Genomic DNA, 13,138 nt, shown 5'->3' on the forward strand with positions numbered 1-13,138 from the left:
TCCAAAGTCATTACCTAGGTAGTTTGACCTTGATCAAACTTTCTTCAGATTTTTTAATGTCTAAGTAAAAACCATGGTTTGACAGAAAAAGGAAAGCGGTTAAATTGGACTCATACGAATCCCAAGCTTAAAAATGAGAAGAAGACAACTGATCGGAACCGCCGCTCTGACGGCTCTAAGCCCGCTCTGCTGGGCTTCATCTCCTATGGATCATTTTCAGCTCATCATCGTGGGGGCCGGTGCAGCCGGGCTCACTTGCGCCTGTACTGCTGCAGAAAACGGCGTCAAAAATATCCTTGTTCTAGAGAAAAATCCGGTTATCGGAGGTTCTTCTCTTATCGCAAGAGGAACCTGGTTTGCCACCGGCACGGCTTCTCAAACCAGTCGAGGGGTTCAAGACTCCGACCATGATGCGGTCCTCTACCTAAAATCCGAAGGCTTGGGCAAAAACGATGAAAGTCTGCTCGAAGCCATGCTTCCTGCCGGCAGGGAACAAATGGCTTGGTTTGAACACAACGGCATCCGTCCCGCCGCGTTTTTTGCAGAAAAGGGTGTGCGAAGAATTCATAAATTCGATATGCCTGAAGTCATCTTTTTTCTGCGTAAAAAAGCCTTGTCTCTCGGCGTCAAAATTTGGACCGGATGTCCCGTTAAAGACCTTATCCAAGATGAGGTTACAGGCAGAATAAAAGGAGTTGTCTTTACTAGAGCGGGAGCCGACAGAAAAGCCTTTGCCTCTCTGGGCGTTGTTTTGTGTTCCGGAGGATTTTCAAGAAACAAGTCCCTCTTGGGTTCGGTGCAAGAAGGTTTGCAGAATGTAGCAACCATCGCGCCTCCCGGCTTGACAGGGGACGGATTAAAAATGGGGATTAGGGTTGGAGCGGCTACCGCTGATCTCGAACACATTAAAGCCTCTTATGCCTTCACTGACAATCCTTCCTCCTATCAAGACATGACTTTCGCGTATTACTACGGTCCGGTTATTGTCAATGATGACTGCGCTCGCTTTGTCAGCGAATCTGCCCCCTACAAGGAAATCGCACGGAAAGTCATTCAGCAGCATGAAGCAAAGAGTTATCTGGTTTTTGATGATGAAATCCGTAAAACGGTTTCCAGGCTAGCTAACGCCTCAGGTCCTCTAAAAGAGTTTTGGGGTACGGGCAAAATCGGCAATTTACCCGTCTTCTCCGGGAAGACCGTCGAGGAGGTAGCTCAGAACGCTCACATCGATCCGGTAGGACTCAAAGACACGGTCGACATGTATAACGAGGCTATCACCAAACTCGGAAAAGATCCTGACTTTTACCGGAAGGACCTTACAGGGAAGGCAAGACTGGCCCCAATTGTCAAGCCGCCTTTCTATGTGATCCCGGTTAAACCAGCTCTTCTCGGGACCTACGGGGGACTAAAAATCAACAAAGATGCTCAAGTCCTTAACAAATCCGGAAAACCAATCCCCGGTCTTTGGGCTGCGGGAGAAGTCACGGGAGGTGTGCATGGGGCAGCCGCAGCGATGGGCGTACCCTTGGCCTCAGCCTTCGGCTTCGGAAGAATTGCCGGCCTCTCGGCCGCTAAAGCTTTACGGGAGGAAAGGCAATGAAAAAACTTCTCCTCCTGGTCTTTTCGGTTGTATTCAGCGTTTATTCGATGACTGCGCTGTCGAATGTCAACTCAAGAGTCGTCCAGATCGGCATTTCCACCTCCGGAACCTTCAGTGACTATGAAGATTTTCTAATTAAAACCATTTCCGACTTGCAAGGTGCATTGACTTCCCGCTACTCGCTGCGGGTCATGTTTTTAAATGACGAAGAGCTCGCCAAAGAAATTAAAGAAAACCGGCTGGACTTAGTCATTGCTCCGAGCAGCTTTGCCCGAACCTATATTCTTCAGGGTGCACGTGATATCGCCTCTCTTGACCATGAGAACTCAACCAATACCAACCGTGCGGAATCGAGTGTCTTCCTAGTCGACGGAGAAAGAACGAAAGCCACTACCCTGCAGGAAATGCAAGGGAAGACGGTTGTGACGAGTAAAGAATTCGGACTTTCCGGGCTTGCGTCCTTATTAAGCACGATTGCCGAGCAGCTCAAAGTCAAGCCCGATAATTTTTTTAAGGACATCCTCTATGTACCGGCCAATATCAGCGATGTACTCCGTACGCTAAAAGAAGGAAAAGCAGACTTAGCTGTCGTCCCCGCTTGTTCTTTGGAACGCTACAGTCAACAGACGGCAGACAATACAGGTTGGCTCCGCATACTTCTTCCCAGACAGGACGAGTCCTTGTCCTGTATGCATTCTGCAGCGCCTTTCCCCGGCATCACTGTCATTTCGATGCCCAGCCTGTCTCCCTATGAATCGAAGACCATTACAACCGCTTTGCTCAGTATGGATGAGACGGACGGTATGACCTGGGGAGTAGCAACTGACTTCAGTGCAATCGACAGAATTCTTCAGAATCTTAGAAACGGACCTTGGCAAAAAGACTTTTCTCAAACCATTACCGAGTTCGCCAAAGCTTATTGGAAATGGTTTGCCGTTGCTGCGGCCTTCATCCTATTGTTGATTCTTCACAGCATCCGAAGCGAGTTTATTGTCCGTAAAAGAACTGAAGAACTATCAAAAGCCTTAGAACAGCAAAAGCTTCTTCATAAAGAAGCCAATCTGGCTAACCGACGTTATGAGAAACTTCAAAAAATTTCGGTTATCGGCCAGATGTCGAGTCTTTTTGCCCATGAACTCAGACAGCCTCTGAATGCGATTAACTGCTATGCCAACGGCTTACGCCGCTTCCTTAAAAATCCGGAAAAAGCGAAGGCTTTTATTGATAAAGGTATTGAAGGAATAGAAGCTGAAGCCGAACGAGCAAGCGCCATTGTCGAGCAAGTGAGAAACTACGCTAAGAACAAATCCTCCCGACAAAATCAGCAGGATTTAAAAGAAATTCTTCGGCGGTCCATTGCAGACTTTCAAACCACCAGCGTCGGAGACATGCCTGTCCATTTCATGGATCACGGAGGTGACCATGTTATTCGGGGCGAAGAATTCGAGTTGGAACTTATCTTCACCAATTTGCTTCGCAATGCGGCCCAAGCCCAGTCTCAGCTTAAGAGTGCGGTCGCGTGGATGGAAGTCTCCAACGTTGGACCTTATGTTCAGATTGAAATTTGGGACAAAGGTCCGGCATTATCAGAAGAAAAAATTAAAGAAATCTCTCTCATTGGCGATTCGACAAAAGCGGAAGGGATGGGTCTCGGCCTATCCATCATTCGTACGCTTGTCCAAGCTCACAGCGGAGAGATTCGATTCTCAAAGAGTGAACAAGGCGGCTTAAAGGTGACGATTCTCCTGCCGCTCATTACTTCAAAGAATAATCAACAGGAAGAACAAAATGCCCAAAACAATAATTAGAGTAGTAGAAGACGATCCTTCCGTTAGAAATGGTCTGGAATATTTGCTCATGTCCGAAGGATATGAGAGCGAGCTTTACGAAAGTGCCGAAGCTTTTTTAGCCGGTGACGCAGCCTCGGTACCGGGCTGCATCATTCTTGACATTCGCATGCCGGGCATGAGCGGACTTGAACTTCAGAATATTCTGATTGAACGCAAATATCCTCATCCGATTATCTTTCTATCCGGCCACGGAGACATTGATATTGCGGTGGGAGCCGTCAAGAAAGGAGCGTTGGACTTCCTTCAAAAACCGGTCAATGCCGACAAATTCTTAGAAATAGTGCAAGAGGCCCTCAAATTGGATCAGCTTAGGACCGGTAACCTCTACAATCCTCAAGATTTACTCTTGCTTGCCGAGAAACTTACCGATCGGGAAAAACAGATTATCGGCTTAATTTTCCAGGACATCTCCAATAAAAGCATTGCGGAACGGTTGAACCTCTCTCCCAGAACCGTAGAAAATCACAGGGCCGCAGCCTATCGAAAATTGGGCGTGAACTCAGCAGAGCAATTGAAGGATAAATTCTTCCTAATAAAGGAGGAATTAGAAGCTGCCGTAAACTCTTGAGTCAGAGAACAGCATCTTTTTCCTCCTTATTGAATGTTAAAGATTCTTCTTAAAGAAAGCGTCGAACCGCATCCAAGGAATCAAAGCGACTCGGTCATAAAGATCTGTGCGATTAGCTCCTTTTACAACATGGAGCTCTTTGGGTTCAGAAGCTCTCTCAAATGCGGTTTGTGAGTAGCATTTCGATGGAGCTTCCTCTCCGACAACGATGAGAATCGGCCTAGGAGAAATCGCCTCCAGATTTTCGAGAGGGTAAAAGTTCATGAACTTGGCATAACTGGCTGGCGTCGATCGACGATCGTTAGGCTCGTAAAATCCGCGTTTTGTTCGGTAGAAGTCATTGGATTCTTTGGCTTCAGGAAACACGGGATCATTTTGTCCTGGCCCGTAAACCGGATTTCCGCTATCTATCGTTTTCCATCTGACCTGGGCCGCTTTAGCCAAATCTTCTGCTCGTAGTTTCCCGTCTCTATTGCCCGCAATTCCAGTACGGAAATACTCACCCATATCGTACATACTGGAAGTTGCAACGGCTTTGATACGCGGATCAATTTTAGCTGCGGCTAAAGCAAAACCACCTCCGGCACAAATACCAAGCACACCGATTCTTTCTCGATCCACATAAGGCAGGCAACCGACGTAATCCACTCCGGCACTAAAGTTCTCTGCGTAAATATCGGGAAGGACGGTACCCCGCGGCTCTCCGGCACTCTCTCCCCAAAAAGATTGGTCAAAAGAGAGCGTCACGAAACCTAATTCAGCCAGCTTCTGAGCATACAAATTTGCTGCTTGTTGTCGAACAGCGGCGAAAGGATGACTGATTACAATCGCTGGGTAACCGGTACCGGCCGCTAAATTCTTTGGAACGTAAAGATTTCCAACAAGCTCCATGCCAATGCAGTTTTTGAATGTGACGCGCTTTGCGTCAACTGCAGAGCTTTCGTAAAAATTATCACCATCCTTTACGATCGGATCCGGAACTTGAACCGCCGCGGCAGATTCTTTCATAAATCCTCCAAATGGAAGCGCTAAAAATAAACTTGTGCCAATGAACTCTCTTCTCTTAAGCATCTCCGCTCTCCTTATTTCTCGCGTGAAAGAAGTGAACGAACACGATCAGCGGAAAATACATAGTCGTTAGCTGCTGCTCCTAAATGGCAGGACAAACAACGAGAAACAGGATCTTCATGTTCTGCAAACGGTGTTCTGTCTCCGTGAAAAGCTTGATATTCCCATTCGCCATTACGAAGAGAGATCGGATACTTAGCGCCCCAGCCCTTTTCTTTTCTCATCAAAATGTAGCGGGTAATATCATTAGATCCTGACTTTTCAATCAAGAGAATTTGAGTCCCATACGGGAATGCCTTATCCGATGGCGACATTTGCTGTAGTGCATCATTATTGATGTACATTTCCTCAGTTAATGAGCCTCGGCTGCCGTTTGTGTAATGGGTCCACCCTGAAAGAGTTTCCGGAAGCTCGATTCCGGCGGCCTGAATGCTAGACATTACTGCCGTCAACGCGACGCTGACAAATAATCTATTCATCATTTATCACCTCTTTGACTTAAAACCTGTTCCAAAACCTGTGAGGTTCTGCTCCCACTCTCTGCTCCCATATGCTGAGAAATCACGTTGGCAAAAGACTTCATTTGGGCAGGCGTCATTCCCATATTCAGAGCTCCGTTCAAATGGAATCTCAGTTGTCCTTCGGTTCCTTTCATCGCTGCCAAAGCTCCGACCGTTGCTAGTTCTCGGCTTTGATGATCCAAATTGTCCCGAATAAAAATATCGCAGAAGAGATGCTCTTTTAGATACGTATCAATCGTGGGAGCAAATACTTGATAACCGGACGGGGCTGGAATGGTTTTGCGGCCACCAATGCGCGCTCTCATCTGAGCCCCGAATTGATCCTTGTTCAAATTTTTCGGCAGAGGGCTTGCCTTCTTGCCTATCTCGTCTTTAATTCCTTCTTTTTGACGAACATTCATAACGTCCATAAAGGTGTTGATTCCATTCAAACTTCTTGGAAATCCTGTATATGCGTACAGCTGAGTAAGAATTTCTTTGATTTCGTTGACTGTCAATCCAGACTCCAACCCCTTAACCAAATCTTTTTTCAATGCTTCGAGATTTCCGCTAGCCGTATCCGCAGAGATCTCGATAATTGAGACCTGCCGAGGGCTTAAGTTTTCAGATGCAAATACTGTTGTCGAAAGAATCAAAGTGCTGCTAACAATTGTTGCTGCCTTCAAAAGCGTTAATCGCGTCATATCATTTCCTCCTTATTTATTGCTTGGGGTCATCGTGTAGTCTTTATCCGATACCTCTTCCATCCAAGTAACGTTTTTCCCGCCTTTCATGTTGGTGATCACCATGTGAACCATTGCTGTATCAGGTGCTGCCCCGTGCCAATGCTTTAGACCGGGAGGACACCAAACATTGTCTCCGGGACGAACAACGTGAACATTTCCGTTTTCATCACCAATAAGACCTTTGCCAAAAACAATCAGCATTCTTTGCCCGGCAGGATGGGTATGCCAGAAAGTACGAGCACCAGGTTCAAATGTGACGTAGGAGACACTGTACGGACTGTCCGCGTCAGGACGACTTATAGAGTCATGTCGAACCTTTCCGGTAAAAGTGGCGTGAGATCCAACATTGGATGCAGAAGATCCGGCTTGTGATATTTGATGAGCTAATTCAGTAGAACTACACAAACCCGGCAGAAAACAAGCCGCACAAATGAGAATAAGTTTTTTATCGATCATGTCTTTCTCCTTAATAAACAAAAAGGTGACTTCGATTTCCATAGTCACATCTTAAAAATTCCGCTTTTTGCGACTATCTAAAAAACATCAATCACTTGCTAAAAACTCTCAAAGTAAGGTTCCGAGACTTAAAATGTCTTAGGCGCATTAGAACTGGACTGCTATGAAAGAAAATTTAAAAAAGCAGCTGCTAGACCTCTGTCTTGGCTACACCTCCAGAGTTGGGGCAAATGAAACCGGTATTAATCGACTGCAAGTCATGCATCGAGTTCAGAAAGGAGAAAAACGGTCTTTTAACGAGGCGTACTTGGCATTGGTGCTTCAAGGCCGTAAAAAAACCTTATTAGGAAATCAAGAATATGTCTACGGCTCCGGAGACTGTGTGGTGACTTGTCTAGATTTGCCAAGTCAGACGATTATTGAAGAGGCCTCCCCAGAGAAACCGTTCATCTCTGCGGTGATAACGATTGATCGAAATTTGCTCAATAGCCTGTGCGCTCAATCCTTGGGCCGTAATCTTCCTGAGCAACCGGCGGTACCAAATGTCAGCGCCATGGCTGTCGCCCCATGTTCAGATGAAATGGCTGAAAATTTTCTTCGTCTCTTAGAGCTTGGTCGCAAAAGCAAGTTGGAAATTGCGCTTTTACAAGATACTCTGCTAAAAGAAATCCACACCCGACTACTCTTGAGCAAACAAGGAGCTTGGGTAAGAGCGGTATGTGCCTTAGAGAAAAGGTCCGGTCAAATCCAAAAAGCTGTCTCCATAATCAAAGAACGTTTTAAAGAAACGCTCGCCATCGAAGAACTTGCTTCTGAAGTCAACCTGTCGGAGGCCAGTTTCCATCGACATTTTAAGCAGCTAACCGGATACAGCCCTATCCAGTTTCAAAAATTCCTCAAACTTTACGAGGCCAGACGCTTGCTTCTTGTCGGTGGAAAATCAGTCTCTGCCGTGGCCTTCGAACTAGGTTACGCTAGTCCGTCCCAGTTTACTCACGACTATAAGTCATTCTTCAAAGCCACTCCTCTTCAAGATCTAAACTTTAACTCTCAATAATCGGACCACAGTCTTGAAGCTTTCATGACTTTTAGGCTGGCGATAAATGATCTGAAAGAAACCTCTGATACGCCTGTTATCTACAAGCTTTTGTAGGAATACAAGCGAAAAAATTTAAAAATCCTTCGAATCCTTGGGCATCAATATATCGAAGGATTTTTTTTACTCTTTAACTTCCAAACTCGGATTTGAGGTTCAAACACCTCCTAACCTCCAGGAAAACGAAAATCTAATCCGGCTCATCTACCAGGAAAGACAGAATTCATTTTGGAAAAAGCACAAAAAATTAAACCCGCTCGAGAACTAGCACTGAGCGGGTAGAGAATTGAAAACAGAATAGTTTTACAGTCTGTCTTCAGCGAGCCATCTTGCGGCTTCGACAGCAAAGTAAGTCAAAATGCCATCGGCACCTGCTCTCTTAAAGCACAAGAGAGATTCTAAAACAGTCTTCTTTTCATCAAGCCATCCGTTCTGGAAGGCGGCTTTCATCATGGCGTACTCACCGCTGACCTGATAGGCGAATGTCGGAGCCATGAACTCTTGTTTAACACGCCAAAGAACGTCCAAATACGGCAAACCTGGTTTAACCATCACCATGTCAGCACCCTCGGCCAAGTCAAGACCAACTTCCCACAAGGCTTCGTTGGAATTAGCAGGATCCTGCTGATATACGGCTTTATTGCTCTTACCTAAGTTAGAGCTGGAGCCGACGGCATCGCGGAACGGACCGTAGTAGCAAGAAGCATACTTGGCAGAATAAGCCATGATCTTGGTGTGGATCAGACCTCTGCTTTCGAGAGCATCACGAATAATGCCGATGCGGCCGTCCATCATATCGGATGGAGCAACGATGTCGGCGCCGGCTTCAGCATGAGTAAGCATTTGCTTAACCAACATCTCAATCGTTTCGTCATTGAGAATGTAGCCGGTTTCATCGATCAAGCCGTCTTGTCCATGGGTAGTGTATGGATCAAGAGCAACGTCTGTCATGATTCCAAGTTCAGGAAAATCTTTCTTGAGAGAGCGAACAACGCGAGGAATCAATCCGTTTGGATTTGCAGCTTCACTGCCGTCCGGGGTCTTGAGAGAGTCGTCAATAGATGGGAATAGAGCCATTACAGGAATTCCAAGTTTGACGCATTCTTCAGCTTTCTTAGTCAACAAATCCAAAGAAAGTCTTTCTACGCCGGGCATAGAAGGAACCTGAACTCTTCTGTTTTCCCCTTCGACAACGAATACCGGATAGATTAAATCATCGGGACTCAAACGATTTTCACGCATCAATCTGCGGGAGAAATCATCATGTCTCATTCTTCTCATTCTTACGGATGGGTATTTTCCTAAAGTTTGCATTTTCTTTAACGGTAAGAGTCAATGATTAACTTTTTAATGATAGTCAATTTTTTTGAAGAATTTATTAAGGCGGAATGGCTCTCTCTTCAGGGAAGTCGATTATTAAGAACATCTTCAAAATGAAGACTCAAGGCCGTCATCCGTGCTTTGAGAACGAATATATGTCTTAGTAAACCTCTTCTGTCCCATGGTTATCTTTCATTTGATTAACGGACAAAATTGCAATGGAGCAAATCATATAATGAAATTGAGAAGATTTAGACGTAAAAATGGAAGAACCTTTAATAAAAAAGTTACCGCTAGGAACTTCTTCATTCTTAGCCTTACGCGATGCTGCCCAAATATATGTTGATAAAACCGAATATATTTACCAGCTCGCCTCCGAAAGGGCTAAGTTTTTCCTAACCCGCCCTAGAAGATTTGGTAAGTCCTTACTCGTTTCAACCTTTGTGTCTTTATTTGAAAACGGTGTCCAAGATTTCAAAGGATTAGCCATTGAAAAGAAATGGAAAGATTACAAAAAATATACGGTTGTCAGACTTGATTTTTCGGAGACGAGGGACTTTGGAGAGACTGACGAGTTCTCCCTAAAACTCACATCATTGCTTGCTCGTAAATTCCGGCCTGCTGGTTTCTCATACCAGAAGGATAGTGTCTTTTCCGTAACCGAACAGTTGTCGAATTGGCTGCAAACACAACCGGTTAATCAACTTGTAATTTTGATTGACGAATATGACGCTCCGCTCACCGTATGCTTGGACAACGCCGATAAGTTTGAATATGTGCGCCGCAAGTTAACCGAGTTCTATGCGGTTCTTAAAACAAATGATAATGCTCTGAGATTCTTGTTTATTACCGGAATTACGAAATTCAATAAAACCTGCCTCTTCGCTGAACTCAATGACTTGTCGGATATTTCACTTTCACCTGAGTACGGATCCCTTCTCGGCTTTACATGTGAAGAAGTACAAAAATATTTTGGAGCTTTCCTTGAGAGTGCCTCTCAAGTTCTTCAAAAAGATAAAGCTCAGTTATTAGAAGAGTTAGTTGAACACTACGATGGTTTCTGTTTCGAGGAAACGGCCAAACAAAAAGTCTTTTCTCCATGGTCCCTATTAAAGTTCTTTTCTTCTCCTATCCGGGGACTCAAGGACTATTGGTTTGAAAGCGGAGGTAACCCAAGCGTACTTCTCAATTTATTACATACCAGTTCCTTTAGGAATCCTGAAGAATATGGAAAAGACCAAACTCTGCCGCTGAATGTCCTTAGAAACTCTACTGATCTCAACGCTTTGACCGATGTAGCACTGTTGACGCAAGCAGGGTATCTCACAATTAAGACCATAAAATACGGAACTACTGTTTTTGTCGGCTATCCAAACAAAGAAGTCAGAAGAGCGATGGCTCAACTTTACATGGAGCAACTGCTTGACGGGCGCGTAGCTGGACAAGTCGGCGCAGGTCCCATTGACCAGGTTTTGTCTGAAGACGGTCCCGAATCGTTATTCCACATTCTTAATCGACTTTTTCTTTCCATTGATTATCATCGGTTTCTAGTCAGGGATGAGTTCTCCGTCAGAGCTTTTGTTCAGATCTATTTTGTTGCCGCAGGCCTTGATCCAATCGTGAAACGTCGCAACTCTCATGGCCGAAGCAATTTGGAAGTTGGTGTGGCCAATATGCATTGGATCCTTGAGTTCAAAATCTCTCACAGAAATGAAGATGCCCAAATTAAACTTGATGAAGCAGTCCGCCAGATTGAAGAAAGGATGCACGGAGAGCAAGTTTCTAGTCTTGAAAAAATCCGCGTGGCTTTGGTCTATAGACTAGACAAAAGAGAATTTGTTCGTTGGGAGGAATGCTGAGGAACAAGAGTTTCTTCATTGCACTGGACCTGCCGTGCAGAGCTCATAACAATTGCAAGAGAAGGACGAAAGTGACACTCCTTTGACTTTATCCTTCGAAAAACTCCTTATTTGTCCTGCCAAGAAAAAGGTTCTTGGCTTCGAAACTACGTGTCCTCTTCTCGTCCGGACCTTGCTATGGAAAAAACCTTATAACTCCACATGGCCTTGAGTTGGCTTTGCTCCTCGGAACTGCCGAACCCACGACATACTTTCGAAGCTCTAGCCACGTCTTTTTATAAACAGGTAATCTCAGTCTTCGCACTACAAGTAACGTATTGCTTTTGACCTGTGATACTCTAGAATCAGAAGATATATTCTGAAAGAAATTAGCTTATTGCGACTTCTCTAAAAATAATAAAGCTGTCTGCAGAGGTTCTATTGAAGTTAACAGGTTGAAGAAGATGAGCGAATTTATTGTTTTTAATGAGAAAATTTTAGCCTGGGCTCTTAAGAGAGCCAGATACACTGCTGGAGATCTAGTCAAAGAATTTACTTTTATTCAGAGCTGGTTAGAAGGAAAACGAAAGCCGACAATCACACAAACTCAGAAGCTTTCCAATAAGCTGTCTGTACCTTTTGGTTATTTTTGCTTACCTTCTCCTCCAGAGGAAATACCATTACTTCCGGATTTCAGAACAAAAGGGAACCACCCGGTAAAAGAAATTAGTTTAGGCCTAAGAAAAACGATTGAGCACGCAAAAGAGTGCCAAGCCTTCCTCAGTGAACGTTTAGAAAATGCGGACGCAGAACCTTTTTTATATGAAGGAGCTCTCTCTCGAAATAACACTCCGAAAGAAGGAGCAAACATACTAAAGAAGCTCCTGGGAGAAAAGAAGCTTAGTAGCCAGGAAAATCGCTTTAGGAACCTTCTCCATACTATCGAGAATTTGGGGGTGTTAATCCAAAAAAGTAGCCATGTGCTTAACTCTATAAAACATAAGTTGGATAGCGAGGAATTCCGAGGATTCGCATTATGTGACAAGTACTGTCCTCTGATCTTTATCAATGAAAACGACTCGGCCAAGGCGCAGATTTTTACTTTGATCCATGAATTTTGTCATATCTTGCTTGGGGAGACGGGCATATCTGGAGGTGATGGTAGCGCTCGCGGTGTAGAACGACTTTGTGACCGTATCACTGTAGAGTATTTGGTCCCCGAAAAGGATTTTAGAAATTGCTGGGAGAGGGGAGATTCTCAAGAGACCTTAGAACTGCTAGATTCTCTGGCCGAAGAGTTTTGTGTGAGCAAATGGGTGATAATTCGTCGTGCTCATGAGTTGCATCTCATATCGGATGCTTTCTTCCATGAAGAATTAAATAAACTTCTTGCTTTCAGTAAACCAAAAGAAAAAGGAAAAGGAGGGCCCAGTTACACCGTGATTCTACAAGCTCGCCTAGGAAAGTTATTGATCGAGAATGCCATAAAAGCAGCCTATTCGGGAGAGATTCTTTTTTCTGAAGCAATGCGCTTAACTCTATACAGTGCAAATACGATTCAGAAAAAAGCCTTGGAGATGGGACTGTGATAGAACAAAAATATATTCTGGATGCCAACGTATTCATTACATCCAAAAATTCATACTACGATCCACAATTTCACCCAGGCTTTTGGAAGTTTTTGGATTTGGGAATAAATAACGGAACCTTTATTCTGCATCGGCGAGTCTATGAAGAATTAAGAAAAGGACGAGACGAACTCAGCCAACGAGTTGCGCTGTGGGAGCCAAAAGTAAAGAGTCCGTCACCAGAAGAGATGACAAAATACAAGGAAGTCTGCACTTATACTGTGAGTCAGCCGCAATGGGAAAGGAAAGTCGATGCTTTTTTGGATGGAGCAGATCCGTGGCTTGTAGCACACGCCAGTATCAGCGGTTCAACCATTGTCACTCTAAAAAAACTGATATAGACGCCAACTGTAAGTCTCCCAAGTTACCAGCCGTAGCCAGAAAATTTGGATGTAAATCCATTGGACTGTACTCCGTTTTTGAGAAGTTGAAAAAACTTGATCATCGCGAGAATCACAAGCTTTTCTT

General features: G+C 44.6%; 12 protein-coding genes. 7 read left to right on the forward strand and 5 right to left on the reverse strand.

Going from position 1 to position 13,138, the window contains the following annotated elements; all coding sequences use genetic code 11:
• Nucleotides 1–133 precede the first annotated feature (133 nt).
• The 3 genes from RDK53_RS11515 to RDK53_RS11525 are packed head-to-tail and all read left to right on the forward strand — an operon-like array spanning nt 134 to nt 4,018.
• Nucleotides 134–1,600, forward strand: a complete 1,467-nt coding sequence (locus RDK53_RS11515) for an FAD-dependent oxidoreductase (RefSeq protein WP_308515015.1) — start codon at nt 134–136, stop codon at nt 1,598–1,600.
• Complete coding sequence (locus RDK53_RS11520) at nt 1,597–3,408, forward strand: ATP-binding protein (protein ID WP_308515017.1); 1,812 nt, start codon at nt 1,597–1,599, stop codon at nt 3,406–3,408. Before RDK53_RS11515 ends, RDK53_RS11520 begins: the two co-directional genes overlap by 4 nt.
• On the forward strand, nt 3,389–4,018 hold the full coding sequence (locus tag RDK53_RS11525) for a response regulator transcription factor (RefSeq protein ID WP_281523654.1): 630 nt from the start codon (nt 3,389–3,391) through the stop codon (nt 4,016–4,018). The genes RDK53_RS11520 and RDK53_RS11525 overlap by 20 nt, the downstream gene beginning before the upstream one ends.
• 36 nt (nt 4,019–4,054) lie before the next feature.
• On the opposite strand, the gene RDK53_RS11530 is transcribed toward RDK53_RS11525, so the two are convergent.
• The 4 genes from RDK53_RS11530 to RDK53_RS11545 form a co-directional block, all read right to left on the reverse strand.
• Complete coding sequence (locus tag RDK53_RS11530) at nt 4,055–5,026, reverse strand: alpha/beta hydrolase (RefSeq protein WP_308515020.1); 972 nt, start codon at nt 5,024–5,026, stop codon at nt 4,055–4,057.
• A 74-nt stretch (nt 5,027–5,100) separates the two neighbouring features.
• Nucleotides 5,101–5,568 (reverse strand): cytochrome P460 family protein, encoded by a 468-nt coding sequence (locus RDK53_RS11535; RefSeq protein ID WP_308515022.1) that lies wholly within the window; start codon nt 5,566–5,568, stop codon nt 5,101–5,103.
• A complete protein-coding gene (locus tag RDK53_RS11540) occupies nt 5,565–6,290 on the reverse strand; it encodes a carboxymuconolactone decarboxylase family protein (RefSeq protein ID WP_308515024.1) in 726 nt (241 codons plus the stop codon). The genes RDK53_RS11535 and RDK53_RS11540 overlap by 4 nt, the downstream gene beginning before the upstream one ends.
• Before the next feature lie 12 nt (nt 6,291–6,302).
• A complete protein-coding gene (locus tag RDK53_RS11545; protein WP_308515026.1) occupies nt 6,303–6,788 on the reverse strand; it encodes a cupin domain-containing protein in 486 nt (161 codons plus the stop codon).
• Between the two features lie 163 nt (nt 6,789–6,951).
• Here RDK53_RS11545 and RDK53_RS11550 point away from each other — a divergent pair, with 163 nt between their 5' ends.
• A complete protein-coding gene (locus tag RDK53_RS11550; protein ID WP_308515028.1) occupies nt 6,952–7,845 on the forward strand; it encodes an AraC family transcriptional regulator in 894 nt (297 codons plus the stop codon).
• Nucleotides 7,846–8,187: 342 nt separating this feature from the next.
• On the opposite strand, the gene hemB is transcribed toward RDK53_RS11550, so the two are convergent.
• Entirely contained in the window at nt 8,188–9,198 is a 1,011-nt protein-coding gene (gene hemB / locus RDK53_RS11555) for a porphobilinogen synthase (RefSeq protein WP_066594985.1), read from the reverse strand.
• A 269-nt stretch (nt 9,199–9,467) separates the two neighbouring features.
• On the opposite strand from hemB, the gene RDK53_RS11560 reads away from it, so the two are divergent.
• The 3 genes from RDK53_RS11560 to RDK53_RS11570 all read left to right on the forward strand — a co-directional run bounded on the left by RDK53_RS11560 (nt 9,468) and on the right by RDK53_RS11570 (nt 13,011).
• Nucleotides 9,468–11,063 carry an AAA family ATPase gene (locus RDK53_RS11560; protein ID WP_308515031.1) on the forward strand — a complete coding sequence of 532 codons (1,596 nt, stop codon included), beginning with the start codon at nt 9,468–9,470 and terminating at the stop codon, nt 11,061–11,063.
• A 443-nt stretch (nt 11,064–11,506) separates the two neighbouring features.
• Nucleotides 11,507–12,631 (forward strand): ImmA/IrrE family metallo-endopeptidase, encoded by a 1,125-nt coding sequence (locus tag RDK53_RS11565; RefSeq protein WP_308515033.1) that lies wholly within the window; start codon nt 11,507–11,509, stop codon nt 12,629–12,631.
• Nucleotides 12,628–13,011 carry a DUF4411 family protein gene (locus RDK53_RS11570; protein ID WP_308515035.1) on the forward strand — a complete coding sequence of 128 codons (384 nt, stop codon included), beginning with the start codon at nt 12,628–12,630 and terminating at the stop codon, nt 13,009–13,011. Before RDK53_RS11565 ends, RDK53_RS11570 begins: the two co-directional genes overlap by 4 nt.
• The last annotated feature ends 127 nt before the right edge of the window (nt 13,012–13,138 follow it).

The sequence above is a fragment of the uncultured Turicimonas sp. genome, from assembly GCF_902477955.1.
Classification (GTDB): domain Bacteria; phylum Pseudomonadota; class Gammaproteobacteria; order Burkholderiales; family Burkholderiaceae_F; genus Turicimonas.